Here is a 17,550-nt window from a genome sequence, read left to right as displayed (position 1 = left end):
CCGGATTGCCGGTTCCGATCCTTGGAGGTTCAGGGCGCGCTGTCAAACGGCGTAATCGGTAATCCAGAGTTCGTTACGGCCAGCACCTTGAAAAGGTCTCCCATTCTGTCCGGCGCCGCAAGCCGTTCGACCGCGTCGCGGATGGCTTCCTGTTCGTCATGAGGCTTGCCGGCTCCGAGGGCTCCGGCCCGCTCCAGCAATCCGGAACGCAGCAGGAAATCGCCCTGGGTCAGGGGAGGCAGGGCCGTGGCTCCCCCCCGGGCGGCCGCAGCGGCCAGGGCCTCGAAATTGACATGGGCGGTGAGGTCGGCCTCGCCGGGATGGGCCAGCACGTCATCGCGGTCGTGCCGGTAAAGCGCCTGCAACGTGTCGCCGGTCGCGGTTTTCAGGTAGCCGTAATCGATGAAAAGGGCCACGCCGCCGTGTCCGGCAATGCGCGCGCCGATTTCCTCGACCACCGCGTTGGCTGCGGGCTGGGTTTCCAGAATCGCGCCTTCGGGGGCCGAGCCGAGCGATGCGGGGACCGCTGTTGCCGGCAGGGCGGCTGTCCCGATGCCGAAGGTCAGGTCTCCCTGCGCGGTCAGCCCGATCCGCCGTTCCCGCCAGCCGTCCTCCGTCCTGAGGAACTGATGGATCGGCAGAGCGTCGAAGAATTCGTTGGCGACCAGGATCAGGGGACCCGCCGGGACATCCTGGAACCGGTCCCGGAAGGCCGGCTCAAGCGATGCGCCGTGAAGAGTATCCGCCTGGATCCGCCGCAGGCGGGGGCTGGTCTCGACGAGGTTCAGCCGGGCCGCCTGGATGAAGGCCGGGCGCAGCGCGGCCACGCGCAGGAAATCGGCCATCAGGGTGCCGCGGCCGGGGCCGAGTTCGACCAGTTCGAACCGGGTCGGGCATCCGAGCGCATCCCAGGCTGAAAGACAGGCCGCGCCGATCAGCTCGCCGAACATCTGGCTGATTTCCGGGGCGGTGATGAAGTCGCCATCCGCGCCGAACGGCTCGCGGGTCGTATAATAACCGTCCTTGGGGTCGCCGAGGCAGATGGACATGTACTGGGCCACCGACAACGGTCCCTCGGCGGTGATCCGTGCGCGGATCCTGTCCTTCAGCGCGCTCACGCAGCCTCGGTCCCGGTCCGGGGGCGGCGCGCGGCCCAGATCATGACAGCGAGGCCGGCAACGATCATCGGGAGGGACAGGAGGATGCCCATGGTGAGAAAGCCGCCTAGATAACCGATATGGGCATCGGGAACCCGGTAGATTTCGGCGATTGACCGGCAGAGGCCGTAACCGAAGGCGAAGGCACCGGCCAGAAAGCCGCGGCGGCGCAGCAGCTGGAACCGATGGCTGAGCAGGCGGAGCACCACAAACAGCAGGACCCCCTCCAGCGCGGCCTCGTAGAGCTGGCTCGGGTGGCGCGGTTCCGGGCCGCCATTGGGAAAGATCACCGCCCAGGGCACGTCGGCCGGGCGCCCCCAAAGCTCCGAATTGACGAAATTGGCGATCCGGCCGAAAAACAGCCCGATCGGGGCGGCGCATCCGGCCAGGTCGAACAGGGTCCAGACGGACAGACCGCGCCGCCAGGAAAACAGGACCATGGCAATGACGGTGCCGGCAAAGCCGCCGTGGAAGGACATGCCGCCGGACCACACGGCAAGGGCCTCGAGCGGGTTGGCGAGGTAATAGGCCGGATTGTAGAACAGGACATATCCGAGACGCCCGCCGATGATGATGCCGAGCGTGCCCCACAGGACGAAGTCGTCGATTTCCAGCGGTGCCGGTCGTCTGGCGGCACCCCAGAGCCGGTCGTTGAGAACCAGGATCCGCATGTAGCGCCAGGCCAGGACGATGCCGACGATATAGGCCAGCGCGTACCAGCGCAGGGCGAAGGGGCCGAATTCGACGATCACCGGGTCGATCGCCGGAAAGGGCAGAACCAGAAGAGGTGGCACAGCGGGACCTTTTTATCGCGCACGAACGTAGGAGAATTTCCGGCGGGAAATTCCGGCGCAACGCTTGCGCGATCCTGTTGCCTCCGTCAAGTCATCCCGGTCCTGTCCAGCCCGTGAGCCGGGTGCGGCGCAATTGGATCTTGAAGTTGCCGCCATTCCCCCATACCTGTCATGCATCCGTTTGAATAGCGACCAAGGAGGGTCCGATGACCCAAGGCCCGAACCGTCTTCTCGATGACTTCGCCAAGTTGATGACCGATGCAGCCGGTGTCGCGCAGGGAGCCCGCCGCGAGGTGGAAACCGCCTTCAAGGCCCAGGCGGAGCGTTTCCTGTCCGACATGGATGTGGTTTCGCGCGAGGAACACGAGGCCGTGAAGGACATGGCGGTGCGGGCCCTCGACAAGGTCGAGGACCTCGAAGCACGGCTGGCCGCCCTGGAAAAGCCGGGAACCGATGGCGGCGGTGACGCCTGAGGCCCGGATTGACGTCGTCGCGAGCGATTTCTGTTAATTGTTGATGACAGAAATGCGACGAATGAACTTGGCGGAGATGCAATGTTTTTGAGCAGTGTGTCCAATTTTCTTGCCTGGTCGTCCACAAGATTCGGCTTTCAAGTAGCGTCAGGTATGTATCCCTCAAGTGATTCCTGCTCCTATACTCGAAGTTAACAGGGATTCGTCGGAGCAAGACGGAACCGGTTCTCGAAAGGGCCATCAAAGGTGCGTTTTGCTCCTCCGGCATGGGACATTTCCCGGCGGCCCGCCCGGTTATCCTGATCGGGTATTCGGCCCCCGGCTCGAAAGGGGAGAAGGCATCATGAGCCTCATCGAGATCGAATTCGAGCGACCTGGCAACCCCGTGGACATGATAGAGACTGTCGCTGCCTTGAACGACTGGGCCTTTGAGCGGTCGGACGAGGACGAGATCACCATTTCCCTAGAGGGCAACTGGTGCGACTATCATGTGTCCTTTTCCTGGATGGAAGACGTCGAGGCGCTGCACCTGGCCTGCGCATTCGACCTGAAAGTGACCGAGTTGCGCAAGACGGAAGTGCTTCGTCTGCTGGCCCTGGTGAACGAGCAGCTCTGGATGGGCCACTTCGACCTGTGGAACAAGGAAAACGTGGTGATGTTCCGCCAGTCCCTGCTTCTGTCGGGCGGGGCGGAAGCCTCGTCGGCGCAGATCGAGGCCATGCTGACCAATGCCCTTGATAATTGCGAGCGTTTCTATCAGGCATTCCAGTTCGTCGTCTGGGCCGGCCAGTCGGCGCAGGAAGCGTTGAGCACGGCGTTGTTCGAAACTGCGGGAGAAGCATGATTTTTTCAAAGGAGCGCCCCTTCCTTCTTGTCGGAGCAGGCAAGATGGGCGGGGCCATGCTGTCGGGCTGGATGGCGGACGGCATCGATCCGGATGCGGTTGTCGTGTCGGACCCGCATCTGGCCGCCGATATGGAAGTTCTGCTGAAACGGCACAGCATTCGTCATGTGACCTCCGCCGGAGAGGATCTGCGGCCGTCGATCGTGCTGATCGCCGTCAAGCCGCAGCTCATGGACCAGGTGCTGCCAGGGCTCAAAGCCGTTGTCCAGCCGGACACGCTCGTCCTGTCGGTCGCGGCCGGCACGCCCGTTTCCAGATTTCAGGATCAATTCGGCCAGGTGCCGGTCTGCCGCTGCATGCCGAACACCCCCGCCATGGTCAAACGCGGCATCACGGCGGTCTATCCGACCGAAGAAGTCAGCGCGGCACAGAAACAGGAGGTCGACGGGCTTCTGTCTGCCGTCGGCAAGGTGGTCTGGCTGGACAGCGAGGACCAGATCAATCTGGTGACCGCGGTTAGCGGATCGGGTCCTGCCTATGTGTTCTATCTGGCGGAAGCCCTGAGCGAGGCCGGCCGCGCGGCCGGTCTTCCCGAGGACCTTGCCAGCGAACTTGCGGTTGCCACTGTCTGCGGCGCTGGTGAACTGATGCACCGGTCCGGCGACACGCCGGCAACGCTGAGGAAGAACGTCACCAGTCCCAACGGCACCACCGCTGCGGCGCTGGACGTTCTGATGTCCGGCGATGGCCTTCAGCCGGTCATGACCGCAGCGGTTGCCGCTGCCGCCAGACGGGCAAGAGAGCTGGCCGACTGACACCACTTCGCGCTGTGGCGCGGCGGCGAAACACGCCTTTCAACGCGCGTTTCGCCCAGCCCGGTTCCATGTTCAGCCTCCGTTGATGGCCGAGACGGCCAGACCGGTGAGCTTGCTGTTGGCGGCTTTTTCCTGATCGAGAATGCCGGTCAGAAGATCGTGCGCCTCATCGAAACCGAGAACCTTGGCCCATTCCCTGAGCGTGCCGTAGCGGGCGATCTCGTAATGTTCGACAGCCTGGCAGGCCGCGACCAGCGCGGCGTTCTTCGCGGTTCCGCTGGCTTCCTTCAGAATCCCGTCGGTTTCCTTCAGGAGGCCTTCGATGGCGTCGCATTTTTCGCCTGAGGCCGTCTTGCCGATCGACTTGAAGACCTTTTCGAGGGTCTTGACCTGGGTCCTGGTCTCCTCGAGGTGTTCGCCGATCGAATCCTTCAGTTTCTTGCCATTGGCCGCGTCCTGAAGTTGCGGCATGGTCTTCACGAGTTGCTGCTCGGCGTAGTAAATATCCTGCAGCGTGTGTTCAAATGCATCAGCCAGGGTTTTCATCGCATGTGTCTCCTCGGGGTGGTCGTCCGGGCAGGGAACGGTTTTCGGCGGATCCCGCCATGGGTCTGTTGTCGAAGGACCGCGATCCACCAGGAAATCCCTAGGGCGTGGCGGGTCCGGAGGACCCGGTCGGCATCGCATCCTACCCCCGGTCAACGCCCTGGCCGGCGATGCGGTTCCGTCCGACAGGGCAAGAAAGAAGGTGCGCAACTGCCGGGTGCCCGGTCCGGTATCGGCTCCGCGGCGCTCTGCCGCCCTTCCCCTGGTGCCATCGGCTTCCTATGTTCGGAACATCAGAAACCTGGAGGCCGTTTCATGGCGACCGCGAAGACCCGGCAGAAGATTCTGCAGACGTTCCTGGACCTTGTGTCCGTTCATCCCTACGAGGATGTCTCCCTGACGCTGATTGCCGAAACCGCCAAGGTGAAGCTGTCGGACATGCGCGGTGCCTTTGCATCCAAGGCGCAGCTTGTCGCCGCATTCGCGGAGAAGATCGACAAGACGGTGCTGGACGGTCGCGACGACGATATGGGCGACCAGCCGCCGCGCGACCGCCTGTTCGATGTGCTCATGACCCGGATCGACGCTCTGTCCGAGCACAGGGAGGCCGTGCGTGCGCTGCATCAGGCTGCCCGCCATGATCCTGCACTGGCGCTTGAATTCAACCGGATCGCGGCGCGTTCCCAGAAATGGATGTTGATCGCCTCCGGGATCGACGTGTCCGGCGTGAAGGCGACGGTCGTGGCGCGGGCCCTGGCGATCGCGTTCGGCCGTGTCGTCGGCGTCTGGCTGGACGAAGAGGACGAGGGCATGCCGCGCACGATGGCGCGGCTCGACAAGGAACTCGACCGGGGATCCGACCTCATGAAACGCCTGAACGGTCTGGAAGGTTTTGCCAGGGGCGTGCGCTCGTTCCTGAAAAAAGCTGCCGGCGGACGCGGGCGCTGGAAGGACCGGAACCGTGAAACCGGCCCCGACGCAGACCTTGACGGTGAAGCGCCTGCGGGTGCGTGAAGGCGAGGGGTCTATCGCATCGGGCGGTTCAGTTGCGGCTGCCCCTTGCACAGGTCCCGGTGACCGGCGATGGTCGCGTCACAACAAGGGGATGAATTCTTGAGCGATCAGATCAGTTTTGACGATTTCCTGAAGGTGGATGTGCGCGTCGGCCGCATTATCGAGGCCGAGGAATTTCCGGAGGCGCGCAAGCCGGCCTACAAGATGCGGATCGATTTCGGACCTGAAATCGGCATCAAGAAAACCTCCGCGCAGATCACGAAGCATTATACGCCCGATGAATTGACCGGCAAGCTGGTGATGGCGGTGGTCAACTTCCCACCGCGCCAGATCGGTCCGGTCAGATCCGAGGTGCTGACCCTCGGGGTTCCGGACGAGGATGGCGAAGTGGTGCTGCTGACCCCGGACAAGGACGTGCCGATCGGGGGACGGCTCTACTAGCAGCCCTTACGCCGGTACCCTGACCCGCGCCCTGAGGCCGCCGAGGGGGCTGTCTTCGAGGTAGACGTCGCCGCCGTGGCCGCGGGCGATGTCGCGGGCGATGGCGAGGCCGAGGCCGCTGCCGGTCTCGTCCATGTTCCGGGCCAGGTCAAGACGGTGGAACGCGCGGAAAGCCGCCTCGCGCTGGTCCTCGGCAATGCCGGGGCCGTCATCGTCGATGAGGACAGTGAGCCAGTTTTTCTCGATCTTGCCGGAGACCTCGACACGGTGGCCGTATTTGGAGCCATTGGTGATGAGGTTGGACAGGCAGCGCTTCATCGAAAGACGCCGGACTTCGACCTCCGCGGGGCCTTCGAAGCGCGTGGTGACATCGTTTCCGGAGATTTCGGCCTCCTCTTCCAGTTCTTCCAGAAGCAGGGCCATGTCGGTCTGCTCGATGTCCTCGTCGCCGTCGCCGCTGGCGAAGGCGAGGTAGTCCTCCAGCATGTGGCTCATCTCGTCGACATCCTTGCGCATGGCCTCGCTTTCCGGGGACGGACCGACAAAGGCGAGTTGCAGGCGCAGGCGGGTGAGAATGGTGCGCAGGTCGTGGCTGACCCCCGCGAGCATCGTGGTGCGCTGCTCGATCTGCCGTTCGATGCGCCGGCGCATGTCGATGAAGGCCAGGCTGGCCCGGCGGACCTCGCGCGCGCCACTGGCGCGGAAATTCTCCACCGGCCGGCCCTTGCCGAAGGCTTCGGCGGCATTGGCCAGGCGCACGATCGGCCGGATCTGGTTGCGCAGGAACAACAGCGCGATGATCACCAGCACCAGCGACGTGGAGAACATCCAGACAAGGAAGATATGCGAGTTGGAGGCATAGGTCTGGCTGCGCCGGGTGAAGATCTTCAAGATGGCGTTGTCGAGCTGGATGCGGATCTCGACAAAACGGGACCGTCCGACCGTATCGATCCAGAACGGCTTGCCGATCTTCTGGCTGATGGCCTTGCTCAGTTCCTGATCGATGACGTCGAAAAACGGCTTTGGCGTCGGCGGCGGCAGCGGCTCGAGCGGGGTGACGGTCATCGACATGCCGAGCGCGCGCGAGGCGAGTTCCTCGATCCGGCTGTTGTCCGGGTCCTGCGGATAATTGTCCAGGACGTAGACCACGGCGGCGATGTCGCGCACGACCGCCTCGGACATGCGTTGGGACACCAGCTGGTAGTGCCGCTCCATGAAGACGAATACCAGGACCGACTGCAGGATCACGATCGGTGCGACGATGATCAGGAAGGTGCGGGTATAAAGACCCTTCGGCATGATGCGGTACATCAGCCGCGAGGCCTGCCGGTAGGTGGCAAGCAGAGGCTTCATCGGTGCGGAAAGCGGGAGGCGCCGGAACCAGGCGCCAGGATCGGTCATCTTCATCCGGGTCAGTCGCAGGCCAGCCGGTAGCCGATGCCCCGGACCGTCTGCAGGTAGACCGGATTGCCCGGGTCGGTCTCGATCTTCCGCCTGAGACGGTTTATCTGGACATCGACGGTGCGTTCGCCGAGGCCGCTGTCGCCGCCGACGATCTTGTGCCGGGGGACCGTTGCGCCAGGCTGTTCGGCGAAGATCGACAGGATCTGCTTTTCCCGGTCCGTCAGGCGCACCATGGCGTCGCCGTTCTTGAGTTCGCCCCGCGCCGCATTGAAGGCGAACGGACCGAAGTGGATTTCCTCCCTGGCGATCACGGGCTGCTGGTTGCCGCGGCGAAGAATGGCGGCGGTGCGCAGCATCAGTTCGCGCGGTTCGAAGGGTTTGGACAGATAGTCGTCGACACCGGCCTCCAGGCCGGCAATGCGGTCGGGCGCCTCGGACCGGGCGGTGAGCATGAGAATGGGGATCTGGGAGTCCTGTCTGAGAGCGGCCGCCAGTTGCAGGCCGGTCTCCCCGGGCATCATCACGTCGAGAATGATCATGTCGAATTCCAGTCCGGCGAGACATTTGCGGGCATCGGCCGCGTTCGCCGCGGTGGTGACACGGTAGCCGTTCTCCTTCAGCAGCCTTGAAAGGAGGTCCCTGATCCGCTTGTCGTCGTCCACCAGCAGGATGTGGTTGGCGTTGTCGTCAGGCACCTGGGTGTTCATGTCTTCAAAACAATCCTTGTCGGGCAGCGCCGTGTTCAGTCCGCGGCTTTCAGGTCGAAGGAACTGCGGATCAGTTGCAGAATTTCCGGGCGCATCTCGGGATCGATCATCTGTAGCAGAAATGTGCGGATGATCTCGTCGCTGCCATCAGGCAAGCCAATTAGGGCGCGCTCAAGGCGTTTTTGCTGCAGCAGAGCCAGATCGGTGGCCAGGGCATGGCCGCGTTCGGTGGTGTACAGCAGCCGCTGGCGGCGGTCGTGGTGGCCCTCGCGCTGCTCGACGATGCCGGCATCGACCAGTTGTTTCAGCACGCGGCCGAGGCTCTGTTTGGTGATGCCCAGAATGCCGAGGAGATCCGTCACCATGATGCCCGGATTGCGTTCGACGAAATGCAGCACCCGGTGATGGGCCCGGCCGAAATCGTATTCGGCCAGCACATCGTCCGGATCCCCGGTGAAATCGCGATAGGCAAAGAACAGCAGTTCGATCAGGTCATAGGTCAGCGCGGCGCCGTCCTCCGTCTCCGGTCGGTCCGGTTGTTTGGCATCCGGGCCCTGCCTGGGCAGGGTCTGGGCCGGCTTGAAATTTACGTCAGTCATATTGACATAATTCTGGTCGATTGTTACTTGTATACGGTCACGAACGAAATGATCGGTCTTTCAGGTGCATTTTCACGCATCAGATGCTAAACGAATCCAATCAACATCGCCGTGACCATCAGGATACCGATAGTTGGCGTGCTGTGCAAAAAATACAGCGGTGAAACCGGCGCAAGTCTTTGGCGTCATTCGCCTCTGCTGACGTTAAAACAATTTGCGTTCAAAGAACGCGCGGGAGAAAGAAGATGGCTGGAACGCCTTTTGACCAGCTGAGTGGGGATATCTGGTACGACGGTACCTTCGTTCCCTGGTCGGAAGCGAAACTGCACGTGCTGAGCCACGGGCTGCATTACGGCAGCAGTGTGTTCGAAGGCGAACGGGCCTATGGCGGCCGGATCTTCAAATCCGAAGAGCACACCGAGCGTCTGCTGGCGTCCGGACGCATGCTCGGCTTCGACATTCCCTGGACGGCCGAACAGATCAATGCCGCGAAGGAAGAAACACTTGCGCGCATGAAGCTGACCGACGCCTACATTCGCCCCGTCGCCTGGCGTGGCAGCGAGATGATGGGGATCTCCGCCCAGAAGAACACCATTCACCTGGCCATCGCCGCCTGGGAATGGCCGAGCTATTTCAAGCCGGAAGAACGATTGAAGGGCATTCGCCTCGATCTTGCGGACTACCGGCGCCCCGACCCGAGAACCGCGCCCTACAAGGCGAAGGCGGCAGGGCTCTACATGATCTGCACGATTTCGAAACATGCCGCCGAGGCCAAGGGCTATACCGACGCCCTGATGCTCGACTGGCGTGGCCAGGTGGCCGAGGCGACCGGCGCCAACGTGTTCTTCGTCAAGGACGGCAAGATCCATACGCCGACGCCCGACTGTTTCCTGGACGGCATCACCCGCCGCACGGTGATCGGCCTGGCACGGGACCGCGGCATCGAAGTGGTCGAGCGGACGATCCTGCCGGACGAACTGAAGGACTTCGAACAGTGCTTCGTCACTGGAACTGCAGCGGAAGTCACGCCGGTCTCCGAGATCGCCGGCAACACCTATGAAGTCGGCGAGATCATCAAGACCCTGATGATCGATTATGACACGGTCGTGCGTCCGCAAGAGCCTGCGCTCCAGGCGGTTGCCGGCTGACGGACGGAAACTTCAGGGAAGGCGGGCCCAGGCCCGCCTTTTTTGTTTTCAGGACAGATTCACGCAGAGCCCAGCAGCATGCGGCCAAGCTTCTTGGCGCTTTCGACGGCGGTCTTGCCGTGGAGCGGCCAGGTCTGTGTCAGTCCCTCGATGATCAGCGTCAATTCGACTTCCCTTCCGGGCAGCCGCGCCGCGCGGGTGGCGAGCCGTGCCATTTCCGTCTTGTGGGACTGCAGCAGATCGACAAGCCGGTCATCCTGCGGGGCGGACGCCACCGCCGCGTGAAACAGGCAGCCTCTCGTGGTTTCAGAACGCATCCAGTCACCTACCCGGTCGAAGATTGCGTCCAGAGCGCTGCCGGGATCTGCCGGCAGGTTGCCGAAGACCTTCTCCAGATAACGCCGGTTCCGGTGCTCCAGGGCGGCATAGACCATTTCCTCGCGCGAGGGCGTGTAATTGTAGAGCGTGCGCAGGCTGACACCGGCGGCGTCGCGCAGATGGCCGACACTTGGCGCCGCAAACCCGTGTTCCGCGAACGCCCGTTCCAGCCCGGAGGCGATTCTGGTCATCGTATCGGTCATGGTTGACATTGGTAGAATGATTGTTCTACCAAGGCAAGTAGAACAATCATTCTACTGGAGGTGGCGGCATGACGCTCCCGCAAACGATGCAAGGTATGGTTCTGACAGGCCATGGCGGTCTGGAGAAACTGGTCTGGCGCGAGGACCTGCCGGTCCCGGTGCCGGAAAAGGGTGAGGTTCTGATCCGGGTCGGTGCGGCCTCGGTGAACAACACCGATATCAATACCCGCACGGGCTGGTATTCCAAAGCCGTGCGCGGCGACACCGCCTCCGGTGCGACAGGCGGCTATGGCGGCGACAGCAACGACGATGGCGCGTGGTCCGGCAAGCCACTGGGGTTTCCGAGGATCCAGGGCGCGGATTGCTGCGGTGAAATCGTAGCCGTGGGCGAGGGTGTTGCCGAGGGGCGGGTCGGGGAGCGGGTGCTGGTGCGCACGATGCAGACCGTGCCCGCTGACGGTGGGACGGAAGACAGCAGTGATCTCGTTGTCTGGACGTTCGGTTCGGAATGCGACGGCGGGTTCGCCGAATTCACGAAGGCGCGTTCAAGCGAGGCGATCAAGGTCGTCTCCGGCCTGAGCGATGTCGAACTGGCCTCCTTCCCGTGTGCTTTCTCGACCGCCGAAGGGATGATCCAGCGTGGTGGCGTCGGCGCCGAACGGGTGCTGGTCACGGGCGCATCGGGTGGTGTCGGCTCCGCAGCGATCCAGCTTGCCAGGCGGCGGGGCGCGCATGTGACGGCTTTGACCAGTCCGTCAAAGGCGGCTGACCTGAAGGCGCTGGGTGCCGATGAAACCCTGAGCCGGGACGCGGATCTGCCGAAAGGGGCCTTCGACGTGATCCTCGACCTGGTCGGCGGACCGCGCTGGCCCGGTCTGATCGAAGCGCTGGGCAACGGCGGGCGGTACGTCACGTCCGGGGCAATCGCGGGCCCGATCGTCGAACTGGACCTGCGTACGCTCTATCTTCATGACCTGACCCTGATCGGCAGCACCCTTCAGGCGGTGAATGTATTTACCGACCTGGTCGGTTACATCGAGGCCGGGGATATCCGTCCGGTCGTGGCCGCGACCTATCCTCTGAAGGACCTGCGCAAGGCACAGGAAGCCTTTCTGGACAAATCCTATGTCGGCAAGATCGGTATCGAAATCGGGGCGTGATCTCCAGATGCCGTCAGGCGCCGCCAGACATCACCAGACGCTGCCAGAAACGCAGGCGGGCCGGGGCCTGCCTGCAGGTGTCAGCCGGTGGCCGACTTGTCGTGCTGCGCATTGAACATCCGGCCGCGCTCGGCATAAAGGATGCAGCCGATGGCGCCAAGACCGTAGAGGAAAAAGGCAAGGCCCAGGGGCTGGGTCGTGCCGTCGAACAATTGTCCCATGACGTACCCCAGAAGCGCGCCGCCAAGGGTGCTGATGGTGCCGATGACGGAGGAGGCGGTCCCGGCAATGGCGCCGAGGGGCTCCATCGCCATGGCGTTGAAATTGGCCCCGACGAAGCCGAAGCTGGTCATGGCCGCCGTTGCCAGTACCAGAAACAGCCAGAAGTTTTCCTGCCCGAAGGCGGGTACGAGCGCAATAGCGAGACCGAGGACGGTGTAGATTACGACAGCGCCGTGGGACAGGCGGCGCATGCCGATGGCTTCCACCAGCTGGGCGTTGGTAAAAGACGCGGCGGCCATAGTGACCGCGACTGCGGCGAAGACGACCGGGAACAGGGTCCCGAGACCGAAGATGTCGACGAAGATCTGCTGAGACATGGCCAGGAAGGAAAACAGCCCGCCGAAGACGAACGCGGTCCCAACCGTGTAGCCCAATGCGATGCGGGTTGTCAGCGCTGTCCGGTAGGCGCTGGTGATGGTGGCCAGCACCATTGGCCGGCGGCTTTCCGGGGGCAGGGTTTCCGGCATTCTGAGCGCTGACCAGATCAGGACCGCGACGCCTGACAACAGCAGCAGGGCGAAAATCCAGTGCCAGCCGGCGACGAGCAGCACCGCCTGGCCGATCGACGGGGCGATGACGGGCACGGCCATGAACACCATCATCACGAGCGACATCACCTTGCCCATGCTTCTGCCGCTGTAACAGTCGCGCACGACGGACAGCGCGGCGACGCGGGCCGCCGCGCAGCCGATGCCCTGCAGGATACGGGCGGCCAGCAGCGTGTCCAGATCCATGGCGAAAATCGCGGCGACGCTTCCCAGGCTGTAGAGGGCAAGGCCGCCGACGAGGATGCGGCGGCGTCCGAAGGCATCCGTGACCGGCCCGAAGAAGAGCTGGGCGCCGCCGAATCCGATCAGATAGGACAGCAGGACAAGCTGACGGTTGTTTTCCTCGACAATGTTCAGGGCATCGCCGATGGCCGGTAGGGCCGGCAGCATCACATCGATGGCCATGGCGTTCAGGGCCATGATCATGGCGATGATCGCGACAAATTCCGTGAACGGAATTCCGGGCTCTCGCAGGATCTCGGCATTGCTGCCGGAGGAAGCCTGGTCTGCGGCGGCTCGCGCCGTGTCCGCATGAGGGGAGTCACTGTCGTGTGTCACGGGTTCGGGACCAATTCAAAAGGATGGCGGCCGGAAAGCCGAAGGATGCATCGTCGGGGGAAGTTGCCGGATCGGGGCCGGATCGCGGCGGGAAAGACCTTCAGTTTACGCTCTTGACGTCTTCAGGTCCAGCGGTCGGCGTCCGCGCCGTCCCTCGTGCTGGCCTCCACCCAGGCGCTGGTCCGGTTGCCGTCGCCTTCCCCGGTCCCGTCTTCGGCCTGGACAAGATGTTCCTTCTTCCAGAACGGGGCGCGGGTTTTCAGGAAATCCATCAGGAAATCGGCCGCCTCGAAGGCCGCGCGGCGGTGCGAGGAGGCCGCGATCACCAGAACGATGTTCTCGCCGGGCCGGATCCGTCCGTGACGGTGGATCACGGTGAGACCGGTGAGAGGCCAGCGGCTGATGGCTTCGCCGGCGATGCGGCCAAGTTCGGCCTCGGCCATGCCGGGATAATGTTCCAGTTCAAGGGCGCTCAGGGTTCCCGCCTCGTCCCGGCAGAGACCGGTGAAGGTGACCAGGGCGCCGACATCCCTGCGGCCCTCGGTCAGGCGTCCTGCTTCGGCCTGTGCGTCAAAGTCTTCAAGCTGGACACGGACAAGCGGGGTGACGGTCATGGGGTCAGCCGCCGGTCATCGGAGGAAAGAAGGCGATTTCCCTGGCATCGCCAAGGATGGTGTCTGCTTCCACATGAACCTGATCGAGGGCCACCCGGATGGCGTCCTCTTCGTCGAAGGCGGCCGCGTAGGTCTCGTCGAGCGTTTTCAGATGCGCGATCAGGTCGGCGACGGTGGCGACGGAGGCCGGAACATCGATGGTTTCTTCCTCGACGCCGACCCGTTCGCGGACCCAGGCGAAATAGCGAATGTTCATGAGGCCTCCCGGTGACAGGTGTTCAGTAGCGGAGCAGCGACCTATTCGGTGATCAGGTGACCGATGCCCGCGCGGAAATAGTCGTAGCCCGTATATAGGGTAAGGATAGCAGCCAGCCAAAGCGCGACCAGCCCCAGATCCGTGGTGTAGGCGAACACCGTATCGCCTGCAGGGCCTGCCAGAAGAAAGGCGATGGCGATCAGCTGCACCGTGGTCTTCCACTTGGCAAGCTGGGTCACCGGGACGGACACCTGCAACTCTGCCAGGAATTCGCGCAGGCCCGACACCAGGATTTCGCGGCACAGGATGATGATGGCGGCAATCATGGACCAGCCGCCGATGGTGCCGTCGCCGGCCAGCATCAGCAGGCTCACGGAGACCAGCAACTTGTCCGCGATCGGGTCCAGCATCCGGCCGAGCGCGGACTGCTGTTGCCAGGCACGGGCCAGATAACCGTCGAAGAAATCCGTGATCGCGGCGATGACAAACAGGCCAAGAGCGATCCAGCGGGCGGTGTTGCCTTCAAAATAAAAGCAGAATGCCACAGCCGGGACCGCCAGAATGCGCCCGTAGGTCAGAAGATTGGGCAGGCTCAGAACAATATTTCGTTTCATGTCGGCTTTCGCATAGGAGGCGGAGCAAGGGTGCTTGTGGCGGGCAAGCGCAGCCACCGGCATCCGTTTCCCGCACCCGGAGCGCCTGGGGCGCTGCGGGGCGGCATCGCCGGTGTGGTCCAACTGACCGCAGCATCAATCGAATATGCTATCGCCCTGCTGGTCAATCAACATTTTGGCCTTGCGGATCATCTCGGCGGCCGCACCTTCCGCATCGGGCAGCGTGTCCGCGCGGATAAAGGTATGCACCTTCGTCGTTTCACCGTCCTGCTTCTCTATCCGGCCGGAGACCTGATACTGGCCATTGGCCGACTGCGGGTCCGCGATGATCATGTAGCCGTCATAGTCGAGCGTGACGGCCTCGGAGCTGCTTTTTCCGCCCTCCGCAGACGACCCGAACAGGGATTTGAAAATCTTGCCGAGCATTGTGTCACCCATTGCTGATCCAAGTGCCCCCTTTTACGAGGGCGCGGGCGCGGCTTCAAGGTGTGAGCTGCGCTTGAAGGCGAGATGGGCTGAATTGCGTCCGGCCGGCAATCGCCGGACGGCAGGATGGCGGCGCCCGGCTGCCCCCAAGACCTTCTGGCCCGGCGCCTGTTCCGCGCGGGGCCTGAAGGTATGGGGCGGCCGGGACGGCCGCCGGGCCGATGTTGACGGCGGTTGTTACCTGGACGGACCCGCACCGCCGCGGAGCTGGTCGCGGATGTCGATCAGGATGTCCAGTTCCGACGGACCGGTTTCGACTTCGGGTTCGACGTCGTCCGGCTTCTCGGCGGCGGCCTTGATGTTGTTGACGGTCCTGACGAGCATGAACACAACGAAGGCGATGATCACGAAATTGATGCAGGCAGTCAGAAACGCACCGTAGGCGAACACCGCCGCGCCGCTTTCACGGGCGGCCGTCAGGCTGGTGCCCGCAGGCACATCGCCGGACAGAACGACAAACATCGACTTGAAATCGATCCCGCCGAGCACAAGCCCGATGACGGGATTGATGAGATCGCCGACAAGACTTGAGACGATGGCGGTGAATGCCGCGCCGATGATGATACCGACGGCAAGATCCATGACATTGCCCTTGGCAATGAAATCGCGAAATTCCTTGATCATGTGCTGACCCCAATTTTCCCTGTCGCCCCGACCAGCCCGCGTTCACATGAGATCATGAGAACAACGCAACGCCGATCCTTTTTGAAATTGTTGAAGCATCCCGCGCGCGCGTGCCGGATGCCTGTCCCCTTCAGTGACGGCTGCCCACCATCGTGCGGCGCCGCGCGGGCAAACTAACACATTCGCGAGCGGTAAAAAGATTGCCTGTTTTCCCAATGCCTGCGCCTTAGGAGACCAGGTGAACGGAGAGGTTTTGCAGGGGCTTGCATCCTGCCCCACCCCCCGCCGGCTCCAGTGGTCGCGGCACAGCGAGACGCAGGCTTCGTTGCCGCCGATGACGACCTGGTCGCCTTGCGGCGGCAATGGAGAATAGCGGCGAGCAGGCGGTTCAGGCGAGGGGAGTTTCGTGCTGACAAAGGGTGGGCGACTTCCGGGCCGTTGCTGCTGTTCAACACCTATTGTTTCAATGGCGGATTCGCGCACGCATATCGGACATGTGTCGGTTTTCCCTTTGCTCCCGAAAGCCGTCATTCACCGCAGACGGATTGAATTCACAAGTTGGACGTGGAACAGCCGTTCATTGCGGGTCGAATGAAGGTCTGATGTGTCGGATACACCAAACCTCTTCAGGGGCGCTTTTTTGAAAGGCAGGGAGTTACTGATAATGCGTAGATGACATATATTGGTCTGGAATGAGTGACCAAACAGAGACCGGAGACTGATGTGTCACCAAGCAAGGGCCGCGTTGAAAGACTGATTGATACGATAGGTGCAGAGTTCCAGTCTCATCTCATCGACTTGTGGAACACCTCCACAGTCTTTGATATTCAGGACGGCGCCGTTCAAAAGATGATCTCACGCGAAGCGCCATTTGGTGTCATTGGGATCAAGATCCTGATGCGCAATCCGGGAGACGCAAATCGTCTTTTTGAGCACCAATGGAATTTCAGCATCGGGATCACCGGATGTGAATTCACGCTTTTGGATGTCGATTACCAGAACGACGTTTGGATCGGTGATGCGAATTCCGCCGAATTCGCTGGGCACGAACACATTGCCTACAAATCGGTTGAGCACATGATTGCCTTTCATGGCGACGATTTCGGCGTCGGAAAGGTGTTCATCGAAAAAATTGGTGCTCTCTGCCCCAGCCTGCTTGAAAAGCCACCCTTGTTCTTTCGACTGCCGCGCAGGGCGTCACCCGCCTACAGATACACGGCAGCCCCCCAGGCCATTCGCGAGGAGGTCGGCCTTTCACCTGATGACGGCATGGTTCTGATTGAGGCGATGATCAAAGAACACGGGGTTGACCCATACAAGATCCTTCTGTCGTTCCATTCTGATGAAAACTTCTGGCTGGTTGATCTCCCTGAAGCGCTTGTCGACCGTTACCAGCATGGCCTGATTGATCCAAGCCTTGGTGAACACCATTCTAATCTTGAGGTTGGGGTATCCATTACAGCAGAGGCTCTGAGGAACAGAGTTCGGACGCAGTCAAACAGCGCTGAGCGCGATAACGACGTCTTTTTCTCCATGTCTGGAAGCGGTTCTGCGTCAGGTTATTTGAACGGATTGAATTGATTTTACGTTGGCTGGGGTCATCTTTTTTGCTGCGAGAAGGCGCGCAATTCCCGACAGTCTCCTCTCTTATTCAAAACCGACCTTCGCTGCGAGTGTACTGAACGGCAGCAATGCGCCGCCGTTCCAGCTATTGTGCAGCTCTCGAACCGAGCCTTAAAGCAGCCGTTCGTTGCGAGACCAGCGAAGGCCTAAAGTGGGCGGTGAGCGGGTGTTGGTTGCGGAACCGATGAACGACCGCAACGGGGCCGGCAAGTGACCGCCTGCTTGCGGACACTAGGCTGCTGAAGGAGACATTCATACCAAC

Annotated in this window: 21 protein-coding genes; 8 read left to right on the top strand and 13 right to left on the bottom strand. The window is 62.3% G+C overall.

The window, feature by feature from the left end; all coding sequences use genetic code 11:
- Positions 1–29 precede the first annotated feature (29 nt).
- On the bottom strand, positions 30–1,118 hold the full coding sequence (locus tag WNZ15_RS23220) for a class I SAM-dependent methyltransferase (protein ID WP_342895414.1): 1,089 nt from the start codon (positions 1,116–1,118) through the stop codon (positions 30–32).
- Positions 1,115–1,951, bottom strand: coding sequence for a prolipoprotein diacylglyceryl transferase (gene lgt / locus WNZ15_RS23215; RefSeq protein WP_342895413.1), 837 nt, complete (start codon positions 1,949–1,951; stop codon positions 1,115–1,117). The genes WNZ15_RS23220 and lgt overlap by 4 nt, the downstream gene beginning before the upstream one ends.
- A 206-nt stretch (positions 1,952–2,157) precedes the next feature.
- Between lgt and WNZ15_RS23210 the strand changes: the two genes are divergently transcribed.
- The 3 genes from WNZ15_RS23210 to proC all read left to right on the top strand — a co-directional run bounded on the left by WNZ15_RS23210 (position 2,158) and on the right by proC (position 4,083).
- On the top strand, positions 2,158–2,424 hold the full coding sequence (locus tag WNZ15_RS23210) for an accessory factor UbiK family protein (RefSeq protein ID WP_342895412.1): 267 nt from the start codon (positions 2,158–2,160) through the stop codon (positions 2,422–2,424).
- A 343-nt stretch (positions 2,425–2,767) separates the two neighbouring features.
- Entirely contained in the window at positions 2,768–3,268 is a 501-nt protein-coding gene (locus tag WNZ15_RS23205; RefSeq protein ID WP_342895411.1) for a YbjN domain-containing protein, read from the top strand.
- On the top strand, positions 3,265–4,083 hold the full coding sequence (gene proC / locus WNZ15_RS23200; protein WP_342895410.1) for a pyrroline-5-carboxylate reductase: 819 nt from the start codon (positions 3,265–3,267) through the stop codon (positions 4,081–4,083). The genes WNZ15_RS23205 and proC overlap by 4 nt, the downstream gene beginning before the upstream one ends.
- Before the next feature lie 72 nt (positions 4,084–4,155).
- Here proC and WNZ15_RS23195 read toward each other — a convergent pair whose 3' ends face one another.
- On the bottom strand, positions 4,156–4,629 hold the full coding sequence (locus WNZ15_RS23195) for a ferritin-like domain-containing protein (RefSeq protein ID WP_342895409.1): 474 nt from the start codon (positions 4,627–4,629) through the stop codon (positions 4,156–4,158).
- 315 nt (positions 4,630–4,944) lie between these two features.
- On the opposite strand from WNZ15_RS23195, the gene WNZ15_RS23190 reads away from it, so the two are divergent.
- Positions 4,945–5,643 (top strand): TetR/AcrR family transcriptional regulator, encoded by a 699-nt coding sequence (locus WNZ15_RS23190; protein ID WP_342895408.1) that lies wholly within the window; start codon positions 4,945–4,947, stop codon positions 5,641–5,643.
- Positions 5,644–5,742: 99 nt separating this feature from the next.
- Positions 5,743–6,084 (top strand): tRNA-binding protein, encoded by a 342-nt coding sequence (locus tag WNZ15_RS23185; protein ID WP_342895407.1) that lies wholly within the window; start codon positions 5,743–5,745, stop codon positions 6,082–6,084.
- A 6-nt stretch (positions 6,085–6,090) separates the two neighbouring features.
- On the opposite strand, the gene WNZ15_RS23180 is transcribed toward WNZ15_RS23185, so the two are convergent.
- From WNZ15_RS23180 to WNZ15_RS23170, 3 genes are read right to left on the bottom strand one after another with little or no spacing between them, the layout of a single operon-like run.
- Positions 6,091–7,437 carry an ATP-binding protein gene (locus WNZ15_RS23180; protein WP_342895520.1) on the bottom strand — a complete coding sequence of 449 codons (1,347 nt, stop codon included), beginning with the start codon at positions 7,435–7,437 and terminating at the stop codon, positions 6,091–6,093.
- A 59-nt stretch (positions 7,438–7,496) separates the two neighbouring features.
- On the bottom strand, positions 7,497–8,195 hold the full coding sequence (locus WNZ15_RS23175) for a response regulator transcription factor (RefSeq protein ID WP_342895406.1): 699 nt from the start codon (positions 8,193–8,195) through the stop codon (positions 7,497–7,499).
- A 35-nt stretch (positions 8,196–8,230) separates the two neighbouring features.
- Positions 8,231–8,794 carry a MarR family winged helix-turn-helix transcriptional regulator gene (locus WNZ15_RS23170; protein WP_342895405.1) on the bottom strand — a complete coding sequence of 188 codons (564 nt, stop codon included), beginning with the start codon at positions 8,792–8,794 and terminating at the stop codon, positions 8,231–8,233.
- A gap of 245 nt (positions 8,795–9,039) precedes the next feature.
- On the opposite strand from WNZ15_RS23170, the gene WNZ15_RS23165 reads away from it, so the two are divergent.
- Complete coding sequence (locus WNZ15_RS23165; protein WP_342895404.1) at positions 9,040–9,942, top strand: branched-chain amino acid aminotransferase; 903 nt, start codon at positions 9,040–9,042, stop codon at positions 9,940–9,942.
- Between the two features lie 59 nt (positions 9,943–10,001).
- Here the strand turns inward: WNZ15_RS23165 and WNZ15_RS23160 are convergent, their stop codons facing one another.
- The gene (locus WNZ15_RS23160; RefSeq protein WP_342895403.1) at positions 10,002–10,511 is read right to left on the bottom strand and encodes a TetR/AcrR family transcriptional regulator; all 510 of its coding nucleotides are present in this window, start codon (positions 10,509–10,511) and stop codon (positions 10,002–10,004) included.
- Between the two features lie 80 nt (positions 10,512–10,591).
- Between WNZ15_RS23160 and WNZ15_RS23155 the strand changes: the two genes are divergently transcribed.
- Positions 10,592–11,683: an alcohol dehydrogenase family protein gene (locus tag WNZ15_RS23155; RefSeq protein WP_342895402.1), complete on the top strand. Its 1,092-nt coding sequence runs from the start codon at positions 10,592–10,594 to the stop codon at positions 11,681–11,683.
- A gap of 80 nt (positions 11,684–11,763) precedes the next feature.
- Here WNZ15_RS23155 and WNZ15_RS23150 read toward each other — a convergent pair whose 3' ends face one another.
- The 6 genes from WNZ15_RS23150 to mscL all read right to left on the bottom strand — a co-directional run bounded on the left by WNZ15_RS23150 (position 11,764) and on the right by mscL (position 15,665).
- Positions 11,764–13,071 carry a multidrug effflux MFS transporter gene (locus WNZ15_RS23150; RefSeq protein WP_342895401.1) on the bottom strand — a complete coding sequence of 436 codons (1,308 nt, stop codon included), beginning with the start codon at positions 13,069–13,071 and terminating at the stop codon, positions 11,764–11,766.
- 122 nt (positions 13,072–13,193) lie between these two features.
- Complete coding sequence (locus tag WNZ15_RS23145; RefSeq protein WP_342895400.1) at positions 13,194–13,685, bottom strand: molybdenum cofactor biosynthesis protein MoaE; 492 nt, start codon at positions 13,683–13,685, stop codon at positions 13,194–13,196.
- A gap of 4 nt (positions 13,686–13,689) precedes the next feature.
- A complete protein-coding gene (gene moaD, locus WNZ15_RS23140; RefSeq protein ID WP_342895399.1) occupies positions 13,690–13,941 on the bottom strand; it encodes a molybdopterin converting factor subunit 1 in 252 nt (83 codons plus the stop codon).
- A 41-nt stretch (positions 13,942–13,982) separates the two neighbouring features.
- Complete coding sequence (pgsA, locus tag WNZ15_RS23135) at positions 13,983–14,555, bottom strand: CDP-diacylglycerol--glycerol-3-phosphate 3-phosphatidyltransferase (protein WP_342895398.1); 573 nt, start codon at positions 14,553–14,555, stop codon at positions 13,983–13,985.
- A 135-nt stretch (positions 14,556–14,690) separates the two neighbouring features.
- Complete coding sequence (locus WNZ15_RS23130) at positions 14,691–14,993, bottom strand: HlyU family transcriptional regulator (RefSeq protein WP_342895397.1); 303 nt, start codon at positions 14,991–14,993, stop codon at positions 14,691–14,693.
- A 225-nt stretch (positions 14,994–15,218) separates the two neighbouring features.
- A complete protein-coding gene (mscL, locus tag WNZ15_RS23125) occupies positions 15,219–15,665 on the bottom strand; it encodes a large conductance mechanosensitive channel protein MscL (protein WP_342895396.1) in 447 nt (148 codons plus the stop codon).
- 723 nt (positions 15,666–16,388) lie between these two features.
- On the opposite strand from mscL, the gene WNZ15_RS23120 reads away from it, so the two are divergent.
- Positions 16,389–17,246 (top strand): hypothetical protein, encoded by an 858-nt coding sequence (locus tag WNZ15_RS23120; protein ID WP_342895395.1) that lies wholly within the window; start codon positions 16,389–16,391, stop codon positions 17,244–17,246.
- Positions 17,247–17,550: the final 304 nt, after the last annotated feature.

It is taken from the genome of Roseibium sp. AS2, from assembly GCF_038900065.1.
GTDB lineage: Bacteria > Pseudomonadota > Alphaproteobacteria > Rhizobiales > Stappiaceae > Roseibium.
The sequence above is the reverse complement of the archived record's forward strand: the minus strand, read 5'-3'. Positions and strand labels throughout refer to the sequence as shown.